This is a genomic window from Polyangiaceae bacterium, from assembly GCA_015075635.1.
Classification (GTDB): domain Bacteria; phylum Myxococcota_A; class Polyangia; order Polyangiales; family Polyangiaceae; genus JADJKB01.
The window spans coordinates 1,826,643-1,851,452 of record JABTUA010000003.1 but is presented as its reverse complement, the minus strand read 5'-3'; the positions used below and the strand labels follow the sequence as shown (position 1 = coordinate 1,851,452).

Genomic DNA, 24,810 nt, shown 5'->3' with positions numbered 1-24,810 from the left:
CCCGAACTCCGGTTCGCCTTGAGCCGCGGGCAGCATGCCACGGGCACAGCTCCGGAGCCGCAGCGAATGGCGTTGAGCAGCAGGTGGACTACCGTGTGCGCATGGCCAAGCCGCAGCCGATCGGGGAATATCACTTCGAGCGCCCCGTCGAGTTCTTGCGCACGCTCATGCCGGGCACTGCGCGGTGGTACAAGAAAGGGAAAAGCTCTCCACGATCGTGGTACTTCCGCGGCCACGGCGACGCGCGGTGGGAGCTGCTTCCAAGTATTTTCCGAAAAGCACTGCCGCACCACGATGAATTCGACGCTTGGCGAACGCGCACGCGCAGCGACACCCTGCGTCTCGAGGTACTTGCGATACGGGACTTCGTCTCCGAAGCGAACCGTGTCGGCCTGCATGTGCCGGGGACGTCAAACGCCATCCGCGACCTGGACGGCGCGGACGAGGCGCTCTGGAAACCCATGGACCGGAGCGTCGAAGACGGCGAGTGGTGGCCCCCGGATCACCTCCTCGAAGCGTTCGCACTGGCCCAACATTTCGGCCTTCCCACACGCCTGCTCGACTGGAGCCGCAACCCCCTCTCGGCAGCGTACTTCGCGGCGCACGACGCCATCACCGAGGCAGCGAATACCGGTCCTCGCGACGGCCGTGCCTCTACGACGACGACTCGCGCTCGCCCGTCTGCGCCGCCGACTCACCTCGCCGTCTGGTGCCTCAACAAACCGTTCTATGCGCGCCTCTTCGGCTTCTCCAAGCGCTTCGCTCTGATCCAGACGCCAAGCGCATCAAATCCGCGCGTGCATGCGCAGTCGGGGGTCTTCACGATCGACCGTTATACCGGGCCATCGTCCGCGATGCGATATACGCCACCAGCACTGGATGAAGCCATCGCGCAAGCGCATCAGACTGCGAGCGACCCGCTCCTCCGTGATGTGCGCGACTACAGCCCAGGGCTCGTGAAGATCTGCCTGCCGATAGGACGAGCACCGGAGCTACTCCAGCTTCTCGACGAGCATGGCGTTACGGCATCGACGCTCTTTCCTGGATTCTCAAGCGTGGTGCAGACACTCTACGATCGCGTTCCGCTGGTTCTTCCGTCCTACGTCCCGGCGTTCCGGAGGCTGCTGAATTCCTGACCCTGGCGGCTCCCTTCACGGGTAGCAGCATCGAAACCCAACCAAGTCGTTTGTGAAGTCTCGAGCAAAGATCCCGAGGTCGTAGTCGCAGCGCAACCCCAAGGCGCTCTCGTTCGTGCCGCCGCCCCGGAGTCGACACTTGTCTGCCGGCCCGTTGGCACCACTGCAAGCGTCCTCCCATTCGAATGCGTTGCCACTGAGATCGAACACGCCGGAGAACCCGCTCTGGGCCGACTGGCAACCCGGTTGGCTGCCCACATCGAGCATGTCGAACGATGCGCCGTTGTCGTTGCCGTTGCACGCAGTCGGAAGGTAGCTATTCCCGTACGGATACGCGAGCGGGGAGCCGACTGTCGCAGCTGACGAACACGCATTGAACCACTGGCTATGCGCGGCAACGTTCCACGAGCCGAAGTCCGTGCTCCCCCCACCGATCTTGCCGCACAATCGTTTCCCGACGGCCGCGCAGTAAGCACGCGCATCGCACCAGTCCAGCCAAACCGCAGGGCGGTCGCCGGTGCCCGTCGCAGCCGGCCATTCCTTCGTCGGAAGCAACGACACGTTCCACGCGCAGTGCGCCGGTTGGTTTGCCGTGGTCGGGTTCGTCGCGAGAAAGGCGGCATAATGCGTCTTCGAGACCTCGGTGCTGTCGATACAATAGGAACCCCCACCGGGAGCGGGAACCTGCCGCAGCACTGGCCCGGGCAGCGTGGGGCAACCGACCGTCGCGTCAGGTGCGTCCGTGCTCACGTCCGTTCCACTGTCAGTGTTCACGTCGCCGGCGCCGTCGCTGGCATCAGCACCGCCGGTGCCGCCGGTCGCGCCACCACTGCCGCCGGTCGCGCCGCCGGTGCCGCCGGTCGCGCCGCCGGTGCCGCCGGTCGCGCCACCACTGCCGCCGATCGCGCCGCCGGTGCCGCCGATCGCGCCACCACTGCCGCCGAGGCTCGTCCCGCCGCCACCCCCACTCCCTCCTGCCCCGCCGCTGCCGCCGCCAGGATTGGTCCCGCCACTCGCGCCGGATGCGCCGCCCGCGCCTCCGATGCCGCCCACGCCACCGCCACTGGATGCGTCAGCCCCGCCAATGCCGCCACCGGAGGTCGCAGGCCCATAATCTCCAAAGTCGGCGCCGAGGATATCGGCACACGCTGCGATCCAAAGAGCCGCGGACGCGACACCGAAAAGTTCGCTTCGGACCCTGGTCACCACCGGACCCCGTTGAACACGGCAGCGGGCCCCTGCGGTCCAGGACCGCGCAGGACCGCCGCGTTGGGAGCCTCATCAGAATCGAGCATCAAGTAGATCGCGGCGCCCAACGCGATGATCCCAACCCCGAAACTCACGTTGCTAACGGTGCTCAAGGTTCGCCCCGACTTCGCTGCGTCGAGGCCCTCCGGCGTGCAGGTACGGCTGGCCGCGTCGCATTCGCTGTCCACTGTATTCTTCTTGCCGAGCGCCATCCCGCCCGTCAAGAGACCCACCGTCAATCCTGTGACTCCGATGCCACCAAGCACGTAGCTCGCCGCATGCGATTGGCCTGCGCTCCGCGGAATCGCGGGCGCCCGCCGTTCCCGGGGCGCCGCCTTCGGTTCTCGTCTGGCGGGGGCGTCGTCTTCCGAACCAGCCGTGGCAGGGATCTCGGGGGCCGCGCCCTGCCGAACGAAAGTCTCGAGGCAGGCGATCTTCGCGTCTCCCGTGGTTAGGAAGAGCAGGTCTCCCCCACCACCGAGCATGACCGGCATCACGATCGGCAACTCGTCCGGGCAGACCTTGCTGAAATCGAAGGACGACCCGTCGTTAGCGCTGACCTTGTACGAGATCGTGCACGGGTGCGGCGCACAGCTGATCTTCCCAGCCCCCACCAGCGCGTCGTCGCCCCGGATGGGGACGTGCGCGTTGGTCACAGTGCAGTCTTTGGTGCTCATGGTCGCGGTGATCTCGGTTTCGCTCACGACCAGGGTTTGCCGCAGCCCCTGGGTCTGCACTCCAATCCCATTGCACATCTTCCCCGCAGCCACCCAGGTCCCGATGCGCGACTTGCTGCTGTGAGTCGCCCGCGTCTGGCCGGGCGTGAGGATTTCAGCGGTTTCCAGTCGGATGAGTGCCCCACAGTCCGTGGGTGGAGCGTTGGGACCCGAGGGAGCACCGCGACACGCCCGGGCGTCGCCATCTGACGAGAGGGTGCTCCTCTGAGCCTTGCTCGACGCACCCACACCGGCACCGAGAACCGAGGCGCCGCCAGCCACCGAAGCGTCGGCGCCAGCGAAGAACTCGAATGCACCCACGGTGAATCCGGAGATGATGTGGGTGGCCCCAGCGCAAGCACCCCGGAGTTCGTCGCGGTAGGCAGCAGAAGGATACGCCACGTAACGCCCAACGGTCGTGGTGGACACGTTGAGCTGGCCGGTCTTCTTGAGCGTGCCCTCCAAGCCCGCCGCGCCAACCGGGATGTTCGCGTACAGCTCGTCTTCGTCGCGAATGGTCACGAGGTCCGACTTGGGCGTGACCGGCATGTACGCGTACGCGCCCTTTGCCGAACACTCCGGGAGGATCCGCAACTCGCAGCCTGAATATCGAACCACCACAACGCCATCCCGTGTGCGCGCCTCGAGCTCAGCCCGGTCGCCGGACGGCCACTCCACGACGAGTGGCTTGCCCTGGCTCTTCGTGACCTTGCACTTCGCCTCCCCAGCAGGCTTGTACTCCGGCGGCTTGGCCAAGTCCGACGCGGGTGCCACACCCCCACACGCAAGCGCCAGGGTGGCGAAGGCAAGAGCCGCCGCGCGCGCGCCGCCCACGGCAACCGCTGCGGCCGTGAGAATCTGTCTCGCCATGACTCCTCCCTGAGCTCGGCATCCTACCGCGGGTCGCCCTACTGTGCGTTGACCTTGGTCAGGCCGTGGGCACGCGGGCCGGGCACCCTGCCCCGCGCAGTTCCTGCCGAGGCGAAAAGCTCAGCCCCGGAACATGACTGGTCGACACCACTCCAAGGCCGCGCTCCCGTACGGCTTGCCTGGAGGGCTGGCCGCAGCCAGGAAGCCGTCCTGCCTGGGGGGGGAAAGCTCGACCGCGCACTACCCGACTCGGCGCCCCGTCGTCGCGTCGCAAACAACGATGGTGTTCCCGTCCGGCTCGTCGTCCTGAACGAGGGCAGCTTGGTCCCGGGCAAGACGCAGCTCCTCGAATTCATCGCCCACGGCAGGCAGGTGGTTCAGGTTGACCTCCTCGCCGACTGCAGGGACGGTTTCTCCCCTCACCACTCTGCGAAGTACAAATCGGGGCTGCGCTGGAACATCAGTCATGGGCAGGCAGACATCGCGGCGTCCAGCGAGTTCCCCCAGGCGGGCAAGACCTGAATTGCGCCGACAACGAACGCCGAAGTCATGTCACGCCCATGTCCCGCGACCTCGCGCCATTTCCGGGATCTCCGTGGAACCAAACGGGTCCAGCCAAACGCGAATCGAGCCGAGTTGATGCTGAACTAGCATCACGACCGCCTCCCCATGATCCCCCGGACCCGGGTTCGATTCCCGGCGCCTCCACCGGACAGGGAGCTTGGTTGATGCGTGATCAGCGCATCGACCGGCTCCATGTTGCGCTGCCCCCTTGGCCAACCGCCGTGCCGGGGATCCGGGTCTGGGCGGACCCAGACGTCGTGCCAAGACCATGTTTGGCGCTATGATGACTCCCGTGAACGCGGACAAACTGCGCGCTGAAGCCCTGGCCCTGCCGGCGGATGCTCGGGCCGATCTGGCTCGGGTTCTGCTCGAGAGCCTACACGAGGAGGCCGACCCCGACGCCGCCGCGGCTTGGGTCGCCGAGCTCGATCGTCGCGCTCAGGCCGTCGCCGACGGAAGCGCGAGGCTCGTGGACTGGGAAGATGCGCGAGAACGCATCACCGCTCGCCTGAAAGCCCGCCGTGAAGCTCGTTCTCCTCGCTGAAGCCGAGGACGAGCTCGACGACGCGGCAGCCTGGTACGACGAACGACGCGAGGGGCTGGGCGACGAACGACCTGAACGTCAATCGCCCATGCCTCGTGCGAGACGCCTTGACGATCGACCCACTTCCTACGCCGGACGCTCATCGGGCCCGCGCCTTCGTGTCGCCTTCCTCGAGCCAGCGAACGAACACGTCGGGCGAAACGCGAATGCATCGCCCCAGTCGCCGAACGCCCGGGACGCCCCCGTCGGCGATCGCGGCGTAGGCGGTCTCGCGGTCTACGCGCATGAGGTCGGCGACCTCTTCGACAGTGAGAACAGGCCATGGCGAGGCGTGACGCGTGTGTGTACAATAGGCGTATGCCGCGCATTCAGGTCTACCTGCCCGACGACCTTCATCGCGAGGTCAAACGCACCGGCCTCTCGCCGTCCGAGCTCCTCCAGGAGGCCGTGCGCTCCGAGCTACGTCGGCGGCAGCAGATCGCTCTGCTCGACGAGTACCTCGGAGAGCTGGAGCAGGAGGTCGGCAAGCCGGCCCGCGCAGACAAGGCGCGCGCCGACGCGATCGTCCACCGGATGACCCGTCCTCGTCGCACGGCGCGGCGCGCGAGCTGACGCCTGCCATGCCGATCTTCGTCTTGGATTCGGGCGGCCTGAGCCGCCTGGCCGAGCGCTCACAACGGACGAGCGCCCTGCTGGCGGCTCTCCGTCGCGAGGAGCTTTGGCCTCCGCTCGTGCCAGGCCCAGTGCTCATCGAATGCCTGACCGGCCACTCCGGTCGCGACGCCAACGTGAACCGCCTGCTCCGGACGTGCAACGTCGAGGAGCGCGTCTCCGAGGTCCTCGCGCGTCGGGCGGCTGCGTTGCGCTTCGCCGCGCGCCGAGGCTCGGCGGTCGACGCGCTCGTCGTCGCGTCGGCCGAGCCAGACGGGGTCGTCCTGACGTCCGACGTCAGAGACCTTCGTGCGCTCGCAGCTCACTCCCACGGCGTGATCGTCGAGAGGGCCTAGTCCAGCACGAACCATGGCTGCCGCATTGGTCCCCCCTCGGACCACCGCGCTCCCCGAGCGCCGCGTGTCGGGAGCTGTCGAACGCCCTCCTCGTTGGCACCGACGGCATCGGGTCCGAGCCGCTCGTGCGTCACGAACGGTCGCAGGGCCCGCGCTGCCAACCTGTGACGTGTGACATTCTCTGTCCCGCGCTGCCTCGTTCCTCGCCGCGGCGTGCGCCTAGAGACCGGCGGGCTCCAGCAAGTCGATGCGTCGCTGCGGGTCATCCTCGACCACGGCTCGAAGGTCGGCGAGGTCACTCTCGAGCGAGCTCAGCAAGCCCGGAGCGGGCGTCATCCGCGCGGCTAGCGCGGCTCGGCTCGCTGGGCGACTCGCCGCGCGACCGCCAGCGCTGGATGGGCAGCTGACTCGGCAATCGTCGCCGAGTATCGTGTTCTCGTGCCGCGCGCGCTTCCGGAGGGTCTCTACGAGCACGTGGTGACTCGGGCGCTGGAGGAGAGCCTGGACGGGCTCGAGCCGGCGATCTCGCGCGACCTCCGTGAGCTCGACCGGGCCGACGCTCACGTGGCGCTGGCCCGGCACGTGGGGCGAGAGGTGGAGCGCGCGCTCGGTGCCATCCCGGCGGACGAGCGCCCGGCGCGGCAGGTCGAGGTTGCGAATGCGGTGCTGAGCCGGCTGCTCGAGCTCGTGCCTGCGCTCGCGCGTTCGAGCGCCGAGGACACGGTGCAGCCGCCGGGCCGACAGCTGATCGGGTTGTACCGGACCGCCCGGCCGGCTCGGCCGAGCACGCCGCTGGCCTCGAGCACGCTGCTCACGCGCGGGCCGGCGGAGCCGAGCTTGGGGCGAGAGTTGGCGCGCGAGATCGCGTCGTCGGACGAGGTCGACGCGCTCATCGCCTTCGTGACGGTCGGCGGCGTCAGGGCGGTGCGGGATCCGCTCGAGGAGCTCGCGCGCCGAGGTGGGCGGCTCCGGCTCCTGACCAGCGTGTTCAGCGGCACGACCGAGGTCGAAGCCGTGGAGTGGCTCGCTCGGCTGCCGGGCGCCAAAGTGAAGATCTCGTTCGACACGCGGCGGACGCGGCTGCACGCGAAGGCCTGGCTGTTCCGACGAGCGACGGGGCTCCATACCGCGTACATCGGCTCGGCGAACCTGACCGCCACCGCGCTCGGCAGCGGACAAGAGTGGATGGTGAAGGTCTGCGCCGCCGATCTCGGCCACGTCGTGGACAAGTTCGCGGGCACGTTCGAGAGCCTCTGGAACGACTCCGAGCTCGAGAACTTCGACCCGGCGGACGAGGGGCACCGGCGGCGGTTGCGCGAGGCGCTCGGGCGGGAGCGCGTCAGCGACGACGAGGCCACGCGCGTGCTCTTCGACCTGCGCGCGCTGCCGTTCCAGGAGGAGATCTTGGACCGGCTCGAGGCCGAGCGGCGCCTCCACTCGCGCTGGCGCAACTTGCTCGTCGCGGCGACTGGCACGGGCAAGACCGTGATCGCCGCCTTCGACTACCGCCGGCAGGCGGAGCGGCTGGGCGTCGCGCCCCGCCTCTTGGTGCTGGCCCACCGGCGCGAGCTGCTCGAGCAGGCGCGCGCGACGTTCCGGAACGCGCTCAAAGACGGGGCGTTCGGCGAGCTGTTCGTTGACGGCCACGAGCCGTCGCGCTGGGAGCACGTGTTCGCTTCGGTGCAGAGCGCGGTGTCGCGAGACCTGCTCGGGCGCTTCGGTGCCGACCACTTCCGCTACGTCGTGGTGGACGAGTGCCATCACACGCCCGCCGACTCGTACCAGGCGCTCGTGCCGGCGCTCAGGCCGGAGATCTTGCTCGGGCTGACAGCCACGCCCGAGCGCATGGACGGCAAGAGCCTCTTGCCGGACTTCGACGGGCACGTCGCGGCGGAGCTCCGACTGCGCCAAGCGCTCGACCGCCAGCTGCTCGTGCCGTTCGAGTACTACGGCGTGTCCGACAACACCGACTTGCGCCACCTGCGCTGGAGCCGGTCGGGCTACGACTTGGCGGCGCTGTCAAAGCTCTACACCGGCAACGAGGCGCGTCTCGACCTAATCTTGTCGCAGCTCGACAAGCGAGTGTCCGACGTCCGCCGCGTTCGCGCGCTCGCGTTCTGCGTCTCGATCGAGCACGCCGAGTTCGTGGCCCAGCGCCTGACAGCGCGCGGGCTCCCGGCCCTGGCCGTGCACGGAAAGAGCTCCGACGAAGTGCGCGACGACGCGCCACGACGGCTCCGGGAGCGGGAGGTCAACGTGCTCTGCACGTGCGATCTCTACAACGAGGGCGTGGATCTGCCCTTCGCGGACACGCTGCTGCTCTTGCGCCCGACCGCCAGCGTGCCGCTTTTCCTCCAGCAGCTCGGCCGCGGCCTCCGCCATCACAGCGGCAAGGAGAGCTGTCTGGTGCTCGACTTCGTCGGGCGCCATCGCGCCGAGTTCCGTTACGACGCGCTCTTGGCGAGCTTGGCGGGCTTGCCCCGCGCGGCGATTCGGCGAGCCGTGGCCGAAGGGTTTCCGTACCTGCCAAGCGGATGCGTGCTCCAGCTCGATCGCGTGGCGCGCGAACAGGTGCTGGACCTGGTCGCCGCCGCGAGTGGCGCGAAGCACCTGGCCCGCGACCTGGCCGAGCTCGCCGCGGAGTGGAAGCGGAAGCCGACCCTCGGCGAGCTGCTCGAAGCGACGGGGCGCGAGATCGAAGAGGTGTACGAGGCCGGCGGCTTCGCGACGCTGTGTCGCCTCGCGGGGCTCAGCGCCGAGCGCGACGACCAAGTGGAAGACCTGAGCCGTCGACTAGGCTGGCTCGTCCACATCGACGAGCCCACGCGACTTCGCTCGCTGACCCAGGCGTTGACCCACGGCGCGAACGACCCGCTGACGTCCGCGGACCGGCGCCGCCTGCTCATGACCGAGTTCCAGCTCCACCACCGCGGCGTGTTGCGCACCGCGGAAGCGCTGACGGAGTACATCACGCGGAGCGCGGCGGTGCGCGACGAGCTCGTCCAGCTCGCCGAGGTGCTCTCCGATCGCGTCCCCACCGCGAACGACGTCTTCCCCGTTCCCGCTTGGACCTTGGCGCTCCACCGTCACTACCGCCGGCGCGAAATCCTCGCCGCCGTCGGGTACGTGAGCCCGGGGGAGAAAGGCCGCACGCCACAGGGTGGCATCTTGAAGCTGCCCGAAGAGCGCCGCGAGCTGCTCTTCGTGACGCTCGACAAGTCCGGTCGCGACTTCAGCCCGACCACGCGCTACCGCGACTACGCCATCAGCCGCGAGCTCTTCCACTGGGAAACTCAGGGCATCGCCAGCGTCTCGGCGGAGTCCGGGCGCCGCTACTTGGAGAGCCCCGACAACGGCTGGTCTTTCTACCTCTTCGTGCGCACGGATCCGAAGGCGCCCTACGCCTTCGTCGGCCCCGTGTCCTACGTGGAGCACGCGGGTGACCGTCCCATCGCGATCACCTGGCGTCTCGAGCATCCCCTGCCCGCGGGCCTCTTCGAGCGCTTCGCGACGCTGGCGTCGGGGTGAGCGCTTTGCGAGACTCGCCCGCGGTGCCCTGCCCCTTCTGCTCCCTCGCCGGTACTCCGCTCGTCTACGAGTCGGAGCGGGTCGTCGCCTTCCGCGATCGCTTCCCGGTCAGCAACGGGCACACGCTGATCATCCCGCGCCGGCACGCGGTCACGTACTTCGATGCTTCCGCGGAGGAGCAGGCCGAAATCTGGCGAGCGGTCGAGGTGGTCAAGCGCGACCTGGACCGCGAGCTTCGACCCGACGGGTACAACGTCGGCTTCAACGCCGGCGAGGCAGCCGGACAGACCGTGATGCACCTGCACGTCCACGTGATCCCGCGGTTCCGCGGGGACATGGCGGATCCTCGGGGCGGCGTGCGAGGCGTCATCCCCGACAAGCAAAGGTACTGAGGGTGGCGACGCCGGACGTCATTCGCTTCGCGGAGAAGGTCATCGTCCTGCTCGACCAGGGCGGGTTCACCGCCACCTACAAATACGCCGTGCTGCTCGGGCTGATGGACCTGTGCTTCGAGAAGAGCGAACGCGACGGGTCGCCGCCGTCCATGCTGACCACGGCGCAGCTGGCGCAGAAGGTCGTCGAGCTGTACTGGCACCAGACCCAGAAGTTCGAGCCGCTGGGGGACCGCATCCCGCTCCAGAATCGCGGTGGCCAGGCGGAGATCCTGACGCTCATCACCCGCTTCCGCGAGCGGCACGCTCCCGATCCGAGCGCCACGCTCTTCCGGGCCCGGCTCCACGACCCGGACCGGTTCGAGGAGCTGGTGCGGGACGTGGAGTGGAAGCTGGTCGAGATGCCGCTGCCGAAGCTCCAGCGCGTGGGGCGTGAGCTCGACCCGTTCATCTACGAGCTCGCGTGGGACGACCAGATCAAGCGGCGGGCCTTCAACTCGAGCGAGTTCGACAACCGCATCTTGTTCCGCCCGGGCGCGTCGCGGAGTCTCGTCGATCTGGCGGGCGTGCTTCGCCCGCTGGTTCACCGTCACTGGATCACACACGTCACTCACCTCAATCACTTGCCGGAGTCAGCGCTCGAGAAGTTTCTGTTCGGCGTCGACCGGACCGCGCTCCGTCCCGTCTGCTCGCCGCTGCTCGAGCTGCAAGACGGGAGGTGCTTCTATTGCGCCGGCACGATCCGAGCCCAACCCCAGGTCGATCACTTCCTGCCCTGGGCGCGACATCCCGACGACGGCATCGCGAACCTGGTCGTGGCGCACGACGCTTGCAACCGCCACAAGAGCGACTTTTTGGCGGACGCGGGCCACGTGGCGGCTTGGGTCGAGCGCGCTGGGCGCCACGCAGGCGGGCTGGCCGAGATCGCTGCCCTCGCCCGCTGGCCCCACGACCCGCAGCGCACGGCCAGCGTGGTGCGCGGCGTCTACCGTCGCCTGCCCGACGACGTGCGCCTCTGGCACCTCGAAAAGCAGTTCGTGCTGCTCGATCGCGGGCAGCTGAGCTCCGCCCTGGCGGCCTTGCCGGAGGCCCTCGCCTGAGCGGACGGGCGTCGGCGCGACCGACATGTTCTCTCGCACACGGCTGCCACTCTCGAGGCCGGCGCCTCGGGCCGTGAAGCCTCAACGCCGCATGAAGCGCGCCATCCAGTACGCCACTCGGAAGTCCGCTCCGGAGAGCAGCGCCGAGCCGTCCGAGGGTGAGTCCACGGCGTAGGGGTTGCTGCGCCAGTGGTAGTTGCTCGACGGGCGGGTCCGCATGGGCAGCGGCGCGGCGGCGACCAGCTCGTCCCCGCGACCCACGTAGCCCAGGAGCTCGAGCGCCGTGCCGTCTTCGGCCACGCACTGTCCCGACGCGATCTCGGCGGCGTCGCAGTTGAGGCGCACCGGAGCGTAGTAGGGCGGTGGCTCGAACTCCGAGAGGGTCTCGAGCGCGCGGGCGAGGGCGGGCTCGTCGACGTCTGCGCTCGGCGGCGCGAAGGCGCTGCTGCCCGAGCGGGCCGCCACGTAGGTGAGGTCGAAGTAGCTCTGCTTCTGCTCGAGCGGCTGGCGCGTCTGGCCGGGGCGGTCGTACAGGGCGACCTGTACGGCCTCGCGGGCCACGGAGCGCGCCGCTTCGTCGCACAGGTAGCGGACGGCGAGCCAGCCGCCGAGGAACGCCATGTTGTAGGACGAGTAGTTCGACTTCACCCCGAGATCGACGCCGATCATGCTGTCCCGGGCCATGAGGTGCAGCCCGCGCTCGGCGATCAGGGACTTCTTCAGGTAGGCGTTCAGCGCCGGGTCTTCGGAGACGTAGGCGAGCGCCGCCACGATGCCGAGCGCCAGCATGCCGTTGAAGCCATTCTGGACGCCATCCAGGTAGGCGCGGTCGATGGAGCTCTCGTTCAGGATCCCGTGGTAGGTGCGGCGCCCGTCGGGATCCTTGATCTCCAAGTCGTAGCCTTCGGCGCCCACCTGCATCAGCGAGTGCCCGATGGCCCGCGCGTCGGCCTGGAGGCGCTGCTTCTTCTCCTCCGCGAAAGCCGGATCGTTCGCGATGGCCTCCCAGGCCGACGCGTAGCCGAGCACCCAACCGGAGAACATGTCCCGACTACAGGAGTCCTCCCAGATGACGTTCGGGTACGAGCCGCCGGAGTTGTCGTCGCGCCAGGTGCCGTTGTTCTTCTCGGCGGGCAGCGGCGCGCCGCTCGCGTCGAAGAGCGGCGTGGTCGGCTCCTGACCCGCCCCCGGCAGGTCCTTCTGCGCGAAGCCCCGGGCCACGCCGCCGGGGATGCCCGTGATGGCGGTTACCAGGTGCAGCACGTCCAGATCCGCTTCCAGGAACTTCCGCGCCTGCTCGACCTCGGCACAGTCCGCTCCTTGGTCCCGCAGCGTGGCGTAGCGGAAGGCGTCCGCCGCGATGCCCGCGCCCGCGTACATCCCAGCGGTCTTGCCGAAGCCGTCGATCACGCTGGGCACCGAGCGGCCGGCGAAGGCCTCGAAGTCCCAGGAGTCGCTCGCCACGAAGTCCGCGATCAGCTCTCGCTCCTCGGTTCGTGTGGTCGCTATCGTCAAATCTGCCGTCACCTGCGTGCCGTGGGCGTTCAGGCCGTGGAACTGCCGCTCGAGCCGCGTGGCGTGCGCCTCGAGCTCGGCGTCGAAGAGCGGCTCCGCGGGACCCGGCGCGAGACCCCGCCAGGCGTAGCCCTGGCTGCCGCAAGCCACCGTCTTGGCACCCAGCGTCCTGCAACCGAAGGCCTGCTCCGGCGGCGCCTCCTCCCCATCGCCGCAGCCCGCGAGGGCGAGCGCAGCCACCAGCAGGAAGGCGGAGTGGATCTGACGGGAGGGCACGGACCGAACCTCCCACGAACGCTGCGGGCGCGCGAGGGCCGTCGCGACGCCGCCTGGCTCGACTCCTGCAAGGGCCACGCGCATGATGGTCCGAGGCCCGCGAGTGTCGTCGATACACCACCGAGGTGTTGCTCTGCTGCTACTGATCCCGGGGCTCGGGTGTGGCTCCAGGACCGGGCTCACCGCCACGAGCCTCGACCCGTGTGGCGACGCCGGGGCGGAGCGCGCGTGCTTCTCGGTGTGCGGGCAGGGCGTCGAGGTGTGCGTGAACGGCTACTGGCAGGGCTGCACCGCGCCGCGACCGAAGGCGCCCGTGCTCACGGGAGTGGTGCGCGACTTCCGCTCGACGCACCCGGACATGGAGAGTGCCCTCGGTGACGATCCGGGCATCGTGGAGCCGCTGCTCGGAGCCGACGACAAGCCGGTGTACGCCGGGCTCACACAAACGACCCACGGGAAGGCTGCGTTCGATCAATGGTACCGCGACGTGCCGGGGGTGAACCTCTCGACGAGCCTCACCCTGGCCCTGACTCAGTCGGGCAAAGAGCTCTCCTACGCCGACGGCACGTTCTTCCCCATCGACGGGCAGCTCTTCGGCAACGAGGGCAACCCGCACAATTTCCACTTCACCTTCGAGGTGAAGAGTCAGTTCCGCTACCTGGGCGGCGAGCTGTTCACCTTCACCGGCGACGACGACCTCTGGGTGTTCATCAACCGCCGGCTCGCCATCGACCTGGGCGGCGTGCACGGCACCACGAGCCAGACCGTGTCACTGGACGCGAAGGCCGCCGAGCTCGGCATCGTGGTCGGGCAGGTGTACTCGTTCCACCTGTTCTTCGCGGAGCGACACACGTCGGGGTCGAGCTTCCGGCTCGAGACCAGCATCGACGAGTTCGATCTGTGTGAGTGATGCGCGTGAGCTGGGCCGCGGCGCCCACGGCCCGGCCGTCTTCGACGCGGCACCAGCGAGGTCCTCTCCTAGACCCATGAGAGGGGTCCCCCGCGCGCCGAACCGCACGCTCAACCGCACGCTCAACCGCACGCTCAACCGCACGCTCAACCGCACGCCCAACCGCACGCTCAACCGCACGCTCAACCGCACGCCCAACCGCACGCTCAACCGCACGCTCAACCGCACGCTCAACCGCACGCTCAACCGCACGCCGAACCGCACGCTCAACCGCACACTTCGCTCGCGCCGGGCCCCCCGCACGCCCGGGCTGCGGGCCCAACCGCACGCCGAGGTTCAGCCGCAACCCCGGCAACCGCACGCTGTACCCGGACGCTCGGCGCGCGCGGGCGCGCGCACGGCATCAGGCGTACTGCACCTGGATGGTCTCGATCACCGTCTTCATCGCTGCCTTCACCACCTCCGTGTCGGGGTCGCGGACGATGACGTAGCCGTCGCCCTCGTAGCTGTCGGAGCGTGGGGTGCCCGGGCTCGGCAGGCGGCTCTCGACCACCAGCTTGCCGACGGCGGCGTTGGCGCGATCGACGCCGGTGACCCGCACCACTCGGCCGCGGCCGACGCCGCGCAGGTAGGCGATGCCGACGGCGTAGCGGCGGTCGTAGGGGCCGTCGAAGGCGTCGTCCACCACCGCCCGGGCCCAGGCGCGGTACATGTCCGCGTCGTGGGCGTAGCTGTTGGCCAGCACGATGTGCGCGCCGGGGGGGCGCGCGGCGATCTCGCCGATGGCCAGCGAGCCGTCGGCCTTGCGGAACCACTCCATGTGCGTGAAACCGGTGTCGAGGCCCAGCGCCTCGATGGCGCGCACGCCGAGCGCGCGGGCGTCGGCGAGCTCGGGGCCGTCGATCACCCGCGGCAGCACCACCACCCACTGGATCCAGGGCGTCTCCATCACCTCGAGGGGCGTTGGGTAGTAGCGGGAGATCGACTCGAAGCGCACCCGCCCGCCGACGGTGATGGTCTCGTAGCTGTGCTCGCGACCGCTGAGCAGCTCCTCCGCCAGCGCGGGGCGCTCGGGCGAAGCGTGGATGGCAGCGAGCGCGGCGCGCAGCTCGTCGGCCGTGCGCACGCGCCAGGTGGCCTTGCAGCCCATACCCGCCGGGGGCTTGAGCACGACGGGCAAGCCGACCTCGGCGACGAACGCCTCGGCGTCGGCCCAGCTCTGGATCAGCGCGTGACGCGCGCAGGGCAGGCCGTGACGGCGGAGCTCGTCCTTCATGCGCGCCTTGTCGCGGAACAGGTCGGCGGTCTCCGGATCGGTGCCGGGGATACCCAGGGCGCGGCGCACCTCGCCGAGCTGCACCTGGAGCGGCTCCAGGATGCCGAGCACGCGGTGCAGCTTGCCGTGGCGGCGCTCGAGCAGGCGCGCGGCCTCGACGAGCTGGCGCGTGTCGAGCCCATCGGCGACCTGGACCTTGTCCGCAAACAATGCGCCGTCCTTGCCGGACGGCAGCTCCTGGCCGATGCCGAGCAGCCGCACGCCTTCGAGGCGCGCCGCGGCGCGGGCGAAGCGCAGGGTGGTCTCCAGGGGAAACGGCGCGACGAACGCCACATTTCGCATGGATTGCCTTGTACCATCCCCCCATGAAGGTCGTCTTCCTCGCTCCCGCGTACCCGCCCGAGATGCAGCAGTACACGCGGGGGCTCGCCGAGGTCGGCGCGGAGGTCTACGGCGTCGGCGACACGCCGCGCTCGGCCCTGCCCGCCTCGTTGAAGCGTCACCTGACGGACTACCTGGAGGTGCCGCGCATCCTGGACGACGACGACGTGGTGGCGCGGGTGACGTCTTGGATGCGCGGCCGAGAGGTCGATCGCGTGCTGGCCAACTGGGAGGTCATGGTGCTCACGGCGGCGAAGCTGCGCGAGCGCTTCGGCCTGCCGGGAATGAGCGTGGACACGGTCGAGGGGTTTCGCGACAAGCAGCTGATGAAGGAGCGCGTGCGGCGCGCCGGGCTCCGGACCCCACACTCCGAGCGCGTGCGCACCGTGAGCGAGGTGCGCGCCGCCGCGGAGCGCATCGGCTACCCGCTGATCTTGAAGCCGATCTCCGGCGCCGGCAGCGCGGACACCTACAAGGTCACGAGCGACGCCGAGCTCGAGAGCGCGCTGGGCCTGATGCAGCACGTCCAAGTCGCGAGCTGCGAGGAGTTCATCACCGGCGAGGAGTTCACTTTCGACACGGTGTGCATCGGCGGCAAGCCAGTGTTCATGAACGTGGCGCAATACCTGCCGCCGCCGCTCATCGCGCGCAGCGAGGAGTGGGTGAGCCCGGTCATCATCACGGTGCGCGAAATGGATCAGCCGAAGCTCGCCGCCGGCGTGGCGCTGGGGAAGCAGGTGCTGGGCGCGCTGGGCATGGGCGACGGTTTCACGCACATGGAGTGGTTCCGTAAGCCCGACGGCGAGGTGGTCTTCGGCGAGATCGGCTGCCGCCCGGGCGGAGCCTGCCTGGTCGATCAAATGAACTACACCTGCGACATCGATCTGTTCCGGGAGTGGGCCCGGGCGGTGTGCTGGGGCAAGTTCGAGGCGCCCACGCAGCGCAAGTACAACGCCGCGATCATCTTCAAGCGAGCCAAGGGGCGCGGCCGGATCACCCGAATCGAGGGCCTGGTGGAGTTCATGCGCAAGTACGGCGAGCACGTGGTCGAGGAGCGCCTGCTCCGGCCCGGCACGCCGCGCCGGAACTGGAAGCACACGCTGATCTCGGACGGGCACATCATGCTGCGCCACCCAGACTGGGACACGACCTACCGGATGGCCGCGGCCGCGGCCACGGAGGTCACGCTCTGGGCAGAGTGATCAGTTGACGTCGAAGTGGTAGTTTGCGCCCAAATTCGAGTCGTAGGCGACGCAGCCCCAGCGGTTCGTGTTCTGGAACCAGAGCTCCAGGTCGCCGCGGTGAGACAGCGTGATGCGCGGCTCGGCTGAAGCGCCGTTGCCCGCCACCACCACGTTCTCGATGGGTCCGCCGTCCACGCGATACTGCGCGGTGATGGCCCACTGCTGGTAGCCGCCCTGGGTGCCGCGACACTTGGTCAGCCGCTCCGGATCGTACGCGATGGTCACCTCGGCGCCTTTGGTCAGCTCGCCGTTCACCGTCTCGGACCAGTCCGAGGCGAAGCTGATGCTCGGTCCGCTCGACAGCGCGCAGGCGCTCCCGACGTCGGCGCAGCAGTCGCCGTACTTCGCGCAGCCCTCGTCACACCAGCAGCTCCCGGCGGACTTCCCGCCGCAGTAGCTCTGCCCGTCCGCCTCGCAGGACCCGCTCGAGTCGGCCTTGCCGAGCGGCTTGCGATCTTCGTTCGCCGTCCCGGGCTCGGAGCCGTCACCGGGATCGTGGCTCGCGCAGCCCCCAAGCACGATCGACGGCAGGATCAGAGCGAAGGCGGTACGCTTCAGCATGGGGAGCTCCCTGGGTAGGTCTGAGTGGTACTCAGCACGACACCAGCGCACCTTTGCTCCTGTTATCCTACATCGTCAACCAAATACGACCCGTCGGCGCAAGTCCAGGAGATCCGGCTACTTTGCTGGCTGCTCGGGACGATCCACCTGGAGCCGGAGCTGAGCGCCGCGGACGTAGGCGCCCTTCGGACTGCCTGCCACCTCGCTCTGGAGCTCGACCGCGATGGCCTGCTCGCCGGTGCCGAAGCGCCCGGTCTTGGTCTTCAGCGAGACGACCCTCACCTGACCGAGATCCGCCCACTCCGTCTTGCCCTTGGGCTTGTGCTGCAACGTCGCCTCGGTGCCGACCTCGAGATCCGGGTGGTCGTCGCTGGCGGTGGTCAAGAGCGAGGTCAGCGTGACGCGCTTGCCGGCGCGCGCCTCGAGCTTCGTGAAGACGTGGTGACGCCGCACGACCACCGGCGGGGGCTCTTTGTAGACGGGCTCCGCGGCTGCCTCGGCGTCGGGAGCGGACGCGTCGGCCGTCTCGGGGTCGTCCGGCTCGCTGGGCGTGCTGCTCGCCGCCGGCTCGGGCTTCGCTTTCGGCGCCGGCTCTGCCGACGAAGCCTTTGGCTCGGGCGCGGGCGAGCACGCGGCGGCGACGAACAGGGCAGCGACGAGCGAGCGCGGCATGTTCTCCTCACGCCCGCGGCGCGGGGCCCGGGCGCTCCTCCAACCAGCGACGGTACGCCTTGGGCGGGAAGAAGGCCAGGCCCAGGCAGAGGGCCGACACCGTGGCCAGCGCCGACACCGTAGTCAGCGCCCAAACGTGTGCACGCAAGCCCGTGCCGTAGACCAGGCGGTGCACGATGCTCATGCCGAAACCGAGCGCCGAGCAGCCGATGGCGATGCCCCAGAGCAGCACGCGGTTCACCACCAGCGGCTCCGCCAGGCCGATCTTCGCCCGCAGCCTGAGCTTGTGGTGAAAGCGGAAGCACTCGAAGGCCATCCAGGTGGGCGCCGCGCCCCGCGCGGCCAGGCCGAAGAGCAACCAGGGCCCGGAAATGGGGCGCATGTCGGAGTAGCGCAGGTATTCGCCGGAGAGCACCTCGCCCGAGAGCGCCACGCCGATGAGCGCCGCGAGGGTGCCCGCCAGGGCGCCGGCCCAGGTGTCGCGCGGATGAAACACCCGCCACGAGAAGGCGACCAAGGCGCCGTGACCGACGCACTCGATGCTCAGGCCGACCAAGGTGAAGACCTGCCGCTGTTCCTGCGTGCCCTCGACCAGGAGCTTGCCCGCGGTGCCCACGGCGTAGGCGATGAAGCCGACGCACAGGAGGGCGATGGCCAGGAGCAGCTCCGGCAGGTTCTTGCGCCGCCACCAGAGCGCGAGGACGCGGCTGCCGATCACCAGAGAGGTGAGCATGAAGAGCACGACGCCACCGACGCTGAGCAGGCTCACTTGCGCCCCCTCCGCGTGGTGTCGGACTCGAGCCGATCGAACACGGCGTAGGCCGTGTCCTCGTCGGGCTCGGTGTGGTGCTGGCCGATGGCCTCGACCTCCTCGGCCAGCGCCTTGCAGAGGGCGTCTGCGTCCTCCACCTTTCGCTTCGCGAGCGCGGGGGCCAGCAGGCGCAAGAGCACGACGTGCATCTGGTGCGGGCTGACGGTGGCCGGGTCGAGACCGACGTCCTTGAGCACCAGGCGCACCGTACCGCGAGCCTCGAGCTTCGACAGAGCGGTGCGCACCTCCAGCTCGGCGCACAGCCACTCGAATGTGTTCGACCCGGTCACCTGGTCAAGCTCGGAAAATATCAGCCCTTCGGCGCGATGACCTGCACTTTTCCGTCGGCGCCGACGCGCAGGCCGACGACGCCGCGCTCGGCCGTCAGCTCCAAGAGCAGCGCGGCGGCCTCGTACCGGGGAAATAGGCTCATGGCGAAGACGCTGCCGGCGACCACCCGGCGACCAGCGGTGACCCCGTCGTCGAAGAGAAGGATGTCGGGCGCGCTCGTGAGCGCCTGAGGCTCGGCCAGGCGCGCGCGCACGCCGCGGGTGGCGGAGCGCCAGACCACCAGCAGCTTGCCGCCCAGACCCGCGGCCACCACGTCGCCGGTGCGCGTGCCCGTCGGGCGCAGCACGTCGGTTGCGCTGCCGAGCATCGCGTCCAGCTCGACCTCCGTGGCATCGCAACCCGCCTTGGTGCAGCGCGCGTGCTGCACCAAGTAGCCAGTCGCGTCGCGGTCCGTGCGCCGTCGCGCCACGGACACGACGCGGGTCAGCGTGACGTCGTCGCTGCCGCAGGCGAGCACCCGGGCGCCGGCCTGGGCGTCCGCGCGGAGCTTGGCTCGGTGCTGGGGGGAGACGCCCTCGGCCGCGAAGAACATGACCCGCGCATCCGAGCCGCGAGAGAGCACCACCGCCAGCGAGTCCTTGGTGCGGCAGCCCTCGATGGCGTCCGGCGTGACCTCGAGCGCGCCGTGATCGACCGGCTTGCCCAGCGCGAGGGGCTCCGGAGTCAGCGTCGCCGACATCAGGTGATCGAGATCGTCGTCGGCGCGCGCGATCCAGAGCAAACGGTCGGAGAACAGGCCGAGGCGCTTGAACGAGAGATCGAGCTCCTTCGGCTCGCCGTGCTTGGCACCGGTCCACGACATGAGCTTCCAGCCTCCCGCGGGCTCGTCCGACGGGCCGAGGGTGACGAAGCGATCTTCGCCGTAGGCGTGGGCGTACACGGCGCGATCGGGCTTACGCGCGTCGAACAGCGTGCCGGTGTCGGCGCGGAAGAAGCGCTGCACGCGGTTGTCCGGGAGCAGGTGGTCGGTGACCCAGACCGAGCCGCCGACCTCCCCCGGCGGCCAGAGCAAGAAGCCCTGCGCTCCGGTCGGCGCGTTCTTCCCGAGCGGCGCGCAGCTGGCGGTGTCCAGGTCCTTGGCGAAGCGGCAGAGGCGGCTCTTGCCCAAGACCACGTTGAGCCCGGCTCCCGGCACCGGATCGCTAGTCGAGCCCGCGAGCGCGGTCTTCTCCGCGAGGAGCGCCGCGCCATCGTCGGGCGCGCTCGCGGGCGGCGGCGCGGCAGGCACGTCGGGCGCGGGCTCCACGCTCGGGTCGAGCGCGGGGATGACGAACGACTCCGGCTCGAGCTCGATGCGCGTGAGCTCGAAGCCGTTGCTCCAGCGCGAGCGAACGTCGGCGGCGTCGCTCTTCCTGCCGGCGCGGTCGAGCGCGTCGGCGAGCTCCGTCGCGTAGCGCTCGCAGCGCTTGGGCCAGTCCGCGGGCGGACCACCGAGCGCGATGCGGTGCAAGCGGAGCTCCGGATCTTCGCCGGCAGCGAGCGGGCCGCCGAGCAGGCAGTGGGAAAGCGACGCGGCGGCGACGCTGGCGGCGCGCGCTGCGCGCTTGCCCATGAAGACGAAGGCGCCGATGCCGATCGCCACCAGCACGACCACGATGGCCACCACCGCCCCGATGCGCCGCGACATGCACCCCCAGTCTACTCAGGGAGCCGGCGGCGCGGGCGGGGGATCGCACTGCTTGAATTCCTCCTCGAGGACCAGCACGCGCGCCCCCTCCACCGGCTCGAGCCAGCGGGTCAGGGGCAGCGAAATGGGCACGAAGCTGAGCTCCCGGCGCTTCGAGCGCGGGGGCGGACCGGCGCTCTCGGGCTGCTCCTTGGGCAGGCTCTCGGCCAGGAACGGCGCGCCCTGACGCAACACGCCGACTACCGCGCGCTCGCTGCCCACCTCCGCGATCAGCGTGAGGTCGCGCGCGCACTTGCGACCGCCGCGCTTGCTGACGTACCGGCCGCCGAGGCGACCGTGACCGGTGCCGTACCCCGCGCCGAGCTGTGGCGGGCGGAGGTCGGCGGACGCGACCCAGCCGAACCAGACGTACCGGGAGTCGTCGCGGAGGATCTTAGAGTGCTTGCCTTGAGCTTGCACGAGCTCGACTCGGACCCCGTCTCGGAGCCGAGCCACCGCGTCACCGCCGCGAGTTTGGGCGAGCTCGGCGCCCTCGCGGGCGATCTCCCGCTCCGGGAGCTTTGCCTGCTTGGTCACCTGATCTCTCGCCTCGAAATCCTGCACGTTCAGGCCGAGCTTGTCGCAGCCGAGCTCTTCGTCCACCAGCGTGGGCGGCACCAGATCGTCCTTCGCGTCCACGCCCACCCGGAGCTTGCCGCCGCCGCCCCCGATCCAGTCGAGCACCGTGTGCCGCTTCGGGATCAGAAACCCGCGCAGCGCGGTCGCCGCTCGCGTGTAGATGCGGATGTCCTTGTGCGCGACCACACCCCGCAAGAGCACGTTCTTGTCGTCGAACACCGCGATCGCTGCCCGGGGCTCTCCCGAAGCGAAGGCGAGGCTCGTCGGGGCGCTCGTTATCTTGGCGAACACCGCGCCGCCGTCCTTCAGGCGCAGCGTGGGGTAGCTCCAGCCCGGCTCGACGATGCGACAAGCGACGTCCGCCGGCTCGCGCACCTCCGGGAGCACCGGCACCTCGTCGACGAGCGGCGGCGACGGCTCGCTCTTGTCGGTTGCCGCTGGGATCTCGACCTTGGCCGGCGCCGCCTTGGGCTCGGGCGGCGGCTCAGTGCCCGCGCAGCCCGCGCCGAGCGCAGCGACCAGGAGCCACCCCCGCATGCTGCTAGTCCAGCGCGCGGCCCACGAAGAAGCCGTCCGCTCCCTGCGCCTGATAGAGCGGCAGGAGCACGATGCAGTCGTTCGGCGCGCGGATCTCGCCCTGGCGGTCCCGCGCGATCAGCGTGCCCGCCAGGGTCGGGTGGATGGTGGAAAACCCCGGCTCCATCCGGAAGTCGTGATCCGGCGCCACCGCATGGCGGGAGAGCACCTCGATCAGCTTCGGCAGCTGGCCGCGGGCGTTCTCCAGCACTGCGTTCGAGGCGTCGTAGTCGGGCATGTCCGCGCGGGCGAACACGCCGCTCGCCACCAGCGCGACGATGACCGCCGAGACCAGGTGATCGCGCGCCTTGGCGCTGTCGTGCTGGCCGCCCTCCACCGCGAAGGTCACGCAGCCGCGACGACCCATGTAGCTGGTCAAGACTCCAGGGAGCTGGCCCTCGAGGCCGACCATGCAGGGCAGCGCGAAGTGCGCCGCGAACGCCCGGTGCTCCGGCGTCGGACCCACCACCCCGAAGGGCGTGCCCTCCGAAGAGGTGGTGTGCAGATCGAGCACGAACACCGGCCCGCGGGCGCGGGCGATGATGGCGTCGATGGCGTCCGCGAGCTCCACCGTCTCGTGCAGCTCCGCCTCGACGCCGTCCACGCCGGCGCCTGCCACGGCGCGACGGGCCTCGGCCACGCGCTCCTCGGTCCACTGGCGGTTGAGATCGCGATCCAGATAGCGGCGCCGCGCCACCAGCGCACGCAGGTTCCCGGCCAGCGCGACGACTTCGCCCCGGAGCGGCGTCTTGTCGTGGCGCAGGCGCGAGAGCACGATGCGCGCGGCTTCCATGCCCGCGGGCTCGTTGCCGTGCAGGCCACCGATGATGATCAGCGTGGGACCGGGCTCGCTGCCGGCGATGCGGTTGATCTGTCGCGGGGTCACAGGTCGTCCTCCTGGGTGGGGGCGAGCAGGCTGCTGACGTCCACGAAGCTCTTGAGCTCCGGCTCGCGTACGGGTCCGATGCCCAACTTCTGCTCGATGAGCTTGTGGGCGATGGGCATGAAATCCTCGGTGTTGACGATACCGACCAGGCGATCGCCCTGCACCACCGGCACGCAGCCGATGCGGAAGCGCTGCATCACCCGAAGCGCCTCCAGTGTGTCCGTCTCCGGCGTCACCGTCTTCACGTCGCGGCGCATGATCTTCGAGACCGGGGTGTCCTTGGTCGAGCCGCCGCCGGCCAGGAACTTCATCAGCGAACGATAGCTCACCAGGCCGAGCAGCCTGTGATCCTTGTCCTCGACCGGAATGTGCCGGAGCCGCTCCCAGTCCATCAAGATGACCACCATCTCCACCGGATCGTCCGCGTGCACCGTGAACAGATCGGTGGTCATGTACTGGTCCACCTTGAGGTAGTTGTGAAGCGAAGCGGCGGCTTCGTCGAGCCGGGCGCGCTCCCACTCCGCCACCGGCCGGCGCGTGAGCTGCCGCTTGACCGTCGCCGCGACCAGGGCGTTGGCCTTTTCTCCGGGAGTTCCCTTGTCTTTCAGGGCGTTCCAGGACGAGAGCTGCCAGCGCGCGCCGGTGCGGGTGGTGCGGACGCGGGCGTCGATGACGCCCAGGTAGCGCTTGATGTCCTTCTCGTCCACGTGGTGGCGCCGGAGCCCGGCCTCCGCCACGGGCAGGAGCTTGTCGAGGATGAGCGGGACGGCCGCGACGTCCTTGCCACCCAGCCAGTTGAAGCTGGCGCCGAGGCCCTCGCGAGCGGCGGTGTAGAAGTTCGCGCCGGCCAGGTCGAACTCCAGGCGCTTGTGCACCTCGAGCCCCCGCGCGGCGAGCTCCGCCATCAGGCCGAACCAGAGCGCGCCGTTCGCGACCTCGTCCACCACGCTGGGGCCCGCCGGCATGATGCGATTCTCGATGCGCAAGTGCGCCTTGCCGCCCGCGATGCCGTAGCAAGGCCGGGTCCAGCGGTAGATGGTGCCGTTGTGCAAGCGCAGCGCCTTGAGCAGCGGCACCTCACCGCGGTCGAGGACGGCCATCGGATCTTCGTCCAGATCCGTGCCGACCAGCGCGCGGAAGCGGGCGATGTCCTCCTGGAAGATCTCGACGATGCTCTGTTTGACCCAGCGCGTGCCGAAGCTGACGCGGGCCTCGCTCTCGCGCAAGTGGGAGGTGTGGCTGCGGGTGTCCACCGCCTGGCGGAAGAGCGCGATGCGCGTCTCGGCCCAGAGCCGGCGCCCGAGGAAGAGCGGCGAGTTGGCGGACACGGCCATCATCGGCCCCGCCAGCAGCTGCGCCACGTTGTAGACCCGCGCGAACTCGTCCGCGTCCACCTGGAAGTGGACCTGGAAGCTCGAGTTGCACGCCTCGACCATCACCGAGTCGTGCTCGATGATCAGCTCGTCGAGCCCCTTGATGGAGAACTCGAACTTTCCGTCGCGCAGGTCGTGCATCACCTTGCTGAGGGCCAGGTAACGCGGGCTCGGCACCATGTTGTGCATGCCGAGGTCGCTCTTGCGCATGGTCGGCAAGATGCCCATCAAGACCGGCTGCATCGCGACCTCGTCGGCGGCCTTGCGCGCCTTCTCCATCAGCTCGTCGAGCTGCTTCTCCATGCGCGACAGGCCGTCGCCTCCCAGTGGCTGCGGATCGCAGTTGGCCTCGAGCTGGAACATGCCGAGCTCGGTGGTGAAGTGCTCGTCGTTCAGGCGCTTCAGGATCTCCAGCGCGCCGGGCGCCGGTGCCCAGGTCTGGTCGATCAGGAACATCTCCTGCTCGGCGCCGATGCGGCGCACGCCGGACTCGAACAGGCCCTCCTTCAGCATGCGCTCGAGCGCGCGCAGATCCGCCAGGATGGCGTGCATGAACTCGCGGCGCTTCTGCGCGTCGCTCTCGGCCACGTCTTTGTGGGGTCGCGTCGTGCTGCTCATCCCCTGCCCC

At 69.5% G+C, this 24,810-nt stretch carries 23 protein-coding genes; 10 read left to right on the top strand and 13 right to left on the bottom strand.

From position 1 onward, the window contains the following. The first annotated feature begins 101 nt into the window (after window positions 1–101). Window positions 102–1,136, top strand: a complete 1,035-nt coding sequence (locus HS104_38930) for an FRG domain-containing protein (protein MBE7485936.1) — start codon at window positions 102–104, stop codon at window positions 1,134–1,136. 15 nt (window positions 1,137–1,151) lie between these two features. On the opposite strand, the gene HS104_38925 is transcribed toward HS104_38930, so the two are convergent. Next, window positions 1,152–2,189 (bottom strand): SUMF1/EgtB/PvdO family nonheme iron enzyme, encoded by a 1,038-nt coding sequence (locus tag HS104_38925; protein MBE7485935.1) that lies wholly within the window; start codon window positions 2,187–2,189, stop codon window positions 1,152–1,154. 149 nt (window positions 2,190–2,338) lie between these two features. Continuing rightward, window positions 2,339–3,970 (bottom strand): hypothetical protein, encoded by a 1,632-nt coding sequence (locus HS104_38920; protein ID MBE7485934.1) that lies wholly within the window; start codon window positions 3,968–3,970, stop codon window positions 2,339–2,341. Between the two features lie 321 nt (window positions 3,971–4,291). Here HS104_38920 and HS104_38915 point away from each other — a divergent pair, with 321 nt between their 5' ends. Together HS104_38915 and HS104_38910 are read left to right on the top strand one after the other, a co-directional pair. Then, the gene (locus HS104_38915; protein MBE7485933.1) at window positions 4,292–4,492 is read left to right on the top strand and encodes a hypothetical protein; all 201 of its coding nucleotides are present in this window, start codon (window positions 4,292–4,294) and stop codon (window positions 4,490–4,492) included. A 334-nt stretch (window positions 4,493–4,826) separates the two neighbouring features. Continuing rightward, window positions 4,827–5,078 (top strand): addiction module protein, encoded by a 252-nt coding sequence (locus HS104_38910; GenBank protein ID MBE7485932.1) that lies wholly within the window; start codon window positions 4,827–4,829, stop codon window positions 5,076–5,078. Between the two features lie 139 nt (window positions 5,079–5,217). Here HS104_38910 and HS104_38905 read toward each other — a convergent pair whose 3' ends face one another. After that, entirely contained in the window at window positions 5,218–5,364 is a 147-nt protein-coding gene (locus tag HS104_38905; protein MBE7485931.1) for a helix-turn-helix domain-containing protein, read from the bottom strand. 71 nt (window positions 5,365–5,435) lie between these two features. Here HS104_38905 and HS104_38900 point away from each other — a divergent pair, with 71 nt between their 5' ends. The 5 genes from HS104_38900 (at window position 5,436) to HS104_38880 (ending at window position 11,105) form a co-directional block, all read left to right on the top strand. Further along, complete coding sequence (locus HS104_38900) at window positions 5,436–5,690, top strand: hypothetical protein (protein ID MBE7485930.1); 255 nt, start codon at window positions 5,436–5,438, stop codon at window positions 5,688–5,690. A gap of 8 nt (window positions 5,691–5,698) precedes the next feature. Beyond that, complete coding sequence (locus tag HS104_38895; protein MBE7485929.1) at window positions 5,699–6,085, top strand: hypothetical protein; 387 nt, start codon at window positions 5,699–5,701, stop codon at window positions 6,083–6,085. Window positions 6,086–6,523: 438 nt separating this feature from the next. Continuing rightward, window positions 6,524–9,613 carry a DUF3427 domain-containing protein gene (locus HS104_38890; GenBank protein MBE7485928.1) on the top strand — a complete coding sequence of 1,030 codons (3,090 nt, stop codon included), beginning with the start codon at window positions 6,524–6,526 and terminating at the stop codon, window positions 9,611–9,613. A gap of 23 nt (window positions 9,614–9,636) precedes the next feature. Further along, the gene (locus tag HS104_38885) at window positions 9,637–10,005 is read left to right on the top strand and encodes an HIT family protein (protein ID MBE7485927.1); all 369 of its coding nucleotides are present in this window, start codon (window positions 9,637–9,639) and stop codon (window positions 10,003–10,005) included. Window positions 10,006–10,007: 2 nt separating this feature from the next. Then, window positions 10,008–11,105, top strand: a complete 1,098-nt coding sequence (locus HS104_38880; protein ID MBE7485926.1) for an HNH endonuclease — start codon at window positions 10,008–10,010, stop codon at window positions 11,103–11,105. Between the two features lie 81 nt (window positions 11,106–11,186). Here HS104_38880 and HS104_38875 read toward each other — a convergent pair whose 3' ends face one another. Further along, window positions 11,187–12,896: a hypothetical protein gene (locus HS104_38875; protein ID MBE7485925.1), complete on the bottom strand. Its 1,710-nt coding sequence runs from the start codon at window positions 12,894–12,896 to the stop codon at window positions 11,187–11,189. A gap of 103 nt (window positions 12,897–12,999) precedes the next feature. Here HS104_38875 and HS104_38870 point away from each other — a divergent pair, with 103 nt between their 5' ends. Beyond that, entirely contained in the window at window positions 13,000–13,806 is an 807-nt protein-coding gene (locus tag HS104_38870; GenBank protein MBE7485924.1) for a fibro-slime domain-containing protein, read from the top strand. A gap of 403 nt (window positions 13,807–14,209) precedes the next feature. On the opposite strand, the gene HS104_38865 is transcribed toward HS104_38870, so the two are convergent. Beyond that, the gene (locus HS104_38865; GenBank protein MBE7485923.1) at window positions 14,210–15,424 is read right to left on the bottom strand and encodes an ATP-grasp domain-containing protein; all 1,215 of its coding nucleotides are present in this window, start codon (window positions 15,422–15,424) and stop codon (window positions 14,210–14,212) included. A 23-nt stretch (window positions 15,425–15,447) separates the two neighbouring features. Between HS104_38865 and HS104_38860 the strand changes: the two genes are divergently transcribed. After that, window positions 15,448–16,665, top strand: a complete 1,218-nt coding sequence (locus tag HS104_38860; GenBank protein MBE7485922.1) for an ATP-grasp domain-containing protein — start codon at window positions 15,448–15,450, stop codon at window positions 16,663–16,665. Here the strand turns inward: HS104_38860 and HS104_38855 are convergent, their stop codons facing one another. From HS104_38855 to HS104_38820, 8 genes are all read right to left on the bottom strand, one after another. Beyond that, window positions 16,666–17,268 (bottom strand): hypothetical protein, encoded by a 603-nt coding sequence (locus HS104_38855; protein ID MBE7485921.1) that lies wholly within the window; start codon window positions 17,266–17,268, stop codon window positions 16,666–16,668. A 117-nt stretch (window positions 17,269–17,385) separates the two neighbouring features. Next, on the bottom strand, window positions 17,386–17,940 hold the full coding sequence (locus HS104_38850; GenBank protein MBE7485920.1) for a hypothetical protein: 555 nt from the start codon (window positions 17,938–17,940) through the stop codon (window positions 17,386–17,388). 7 nt (window positions 17,941–17,947) lie between these two features. Beyond that, on the bottom strand, window positions 17,948–18,709 hold the full coding sequence (locus HS104_38845) for a hypothetical protein (GenBank protein MBE7485919.1): 762 nt from the start codon (window positions 18,707–18,709) through the stop codon (window positions 17,948–17,950). Beyond that, window positions 18,706–19,041 (bottom strand): hypothetical protein, encoded by a 336-nt coding sequence (locus HS104_38840; protein ID MBE7485918.1) that lies wholly within the window; start codon window positions 19,039–19,041, stop codon window positions 18,706–18,708. The genes HS104_38845 and HS104_38840 overlap by 4 nt, the downstream gene beginning before the upstream one ends. A 20-nt stretch (window positions 19,042–19,061) precedes the next feature. After that, entirely contained in the window at window positions 19,062–20,729 is a 1,668-nt protein-coding gene (locus HS104_38835) for a hypothetical protein (GenBank protein ID MBE7485917.1), read from the bottom strand. Between the two features lie 15 nt (window positions 20,730–20,744). Beyond that, entirely contained in the window at window positions 20,745–21,884 is a 1,140-nt protein-coding gene (locus HS104_38830; protein ID MBE7485916.1) for a hypothetical protein, read from the bottom strand. A 4-nt stretch (window positions 21,885–21,888) separates the two neighbouring features. After that, complete coding sequence (locus HS104_38825) at window positions 21,889–22,809, bottom strand: succinylglutamate desuccinylase/aspartoacylase family protein (GenBank protein ID MBE7485915.1); 921 nt, start codon at window positions 22,807–22,809, stop codon at window positions 21,889–21,891. Continuing rightward, window positions 22,806–24,800 carry a CBS domain-containing protein gene (locus HS104_38820; protein MBE7485914.1) on the bottom strand — a complete coding sequence of 665 codons (1,995 nt, stop codon included), beginning with the start codon at window positions 24,798–24,800 and terminating at the stop codon, window positions 22,806–22,808. Before HS104_38820 ends, HS104_38825 begins: the two co-directional genes overlap by 4 nt. Between the last annotated feature and the right edge of the window lie 10 nt (window positions 24,801–24,810).

What these genes read in the sequence shown, in the direction of transcription:
- HS104_38830 (MBE7485916.1), bottom strand. Translation starts at nt 21,884, where the DNA reads ATGCGGGGGTGGCTCCTGGTCGCTGCGCTCGGCGCGGGCTGCGCGGGC.
- HS104_38930 (MBE7485936.1), top strand. Translation starts at nt 102, where the DNA reads ATGGCCAAGCCGCAGCCGATCGGGGAATATCACTTCGAGCGCCCCGTC.
- HS104_38855 (MBE7485921.1), bottom strand. Translation starts at nt 17,268, where the DNA reads ATGCTGAAGCGTACCGCCTTCGCTCTGATCCTGCCGTCGATCGTGCTT.
- HS104_38900 (MBE7485930.1), top strand. Translation starts at nt 5,436, where the DNA reads ATGCCGCGCATTCAGGTCTACCTGCCCGACGACCTTCATCGCGAGGTC.
- HS104_38895 (MBE7485929.1), top strand. Translation starts at nt 5,699, where the DNA reads ATGCCGATCTTCGTCTTGGATTCGGGCGGCCTGAGCCGCCTGGCCGAG.
- HS104_38865 (MBE7485923.1), bottom strand. Translation starts at nt 15,424, where the DNA reads ATGCGAAATGTGGCGTTCGTCGCGCCGTTTCCCCTGGAGACCACCCTG.
- HS104_38850 (MBE7485920.1), bottom strand. Translation starts at nt 17,940, where the DNA reads ATGCCGCGCTCGCTCGTCGCTGCCCTGTTCGTCGCCGCCGCGTGCTCG.
- HS104_38905 (MBE7485931.1), bottom strand. Translation starts at nt 5,364, where the DNA reads ATGCGCGTAGACCGCGAGACCGCCTACGCCGCGATCGCCGACGGGGGC.
- HS104_38820 (MBE7485914.1), bottom strand. Translation starts at nt 24,800, where the DNA reads ATGAGCAGCACGACGCGACCCCACAAAGACGTGGCCGAGAGCGACGCG.
- HS104_38920 (MBE7485934.1), bottom strand. Translation starts at nt 3,970, where the DNA reads ATGGCGAGACAGATTCTCACGGCCGCAGCGGTTGCCGTGGGCGGCGCG.
- HS104_38860 (MBE7485922.1), top strand. Translation starts at nt 15,448, where the DNA reads ATGAAGGTCGTCTTCCTCGCTCCCGCGTACCCGCCCGAGATGCAGCAG.
- HS104_38835 (MBE7485917.1), bottom strand. Translation starts at nt 20,729, where the DNA reads ATGTCGCGGCGCATCGGGGCGGTGGTGGCCATCGTGGTCGTGCTGGTG.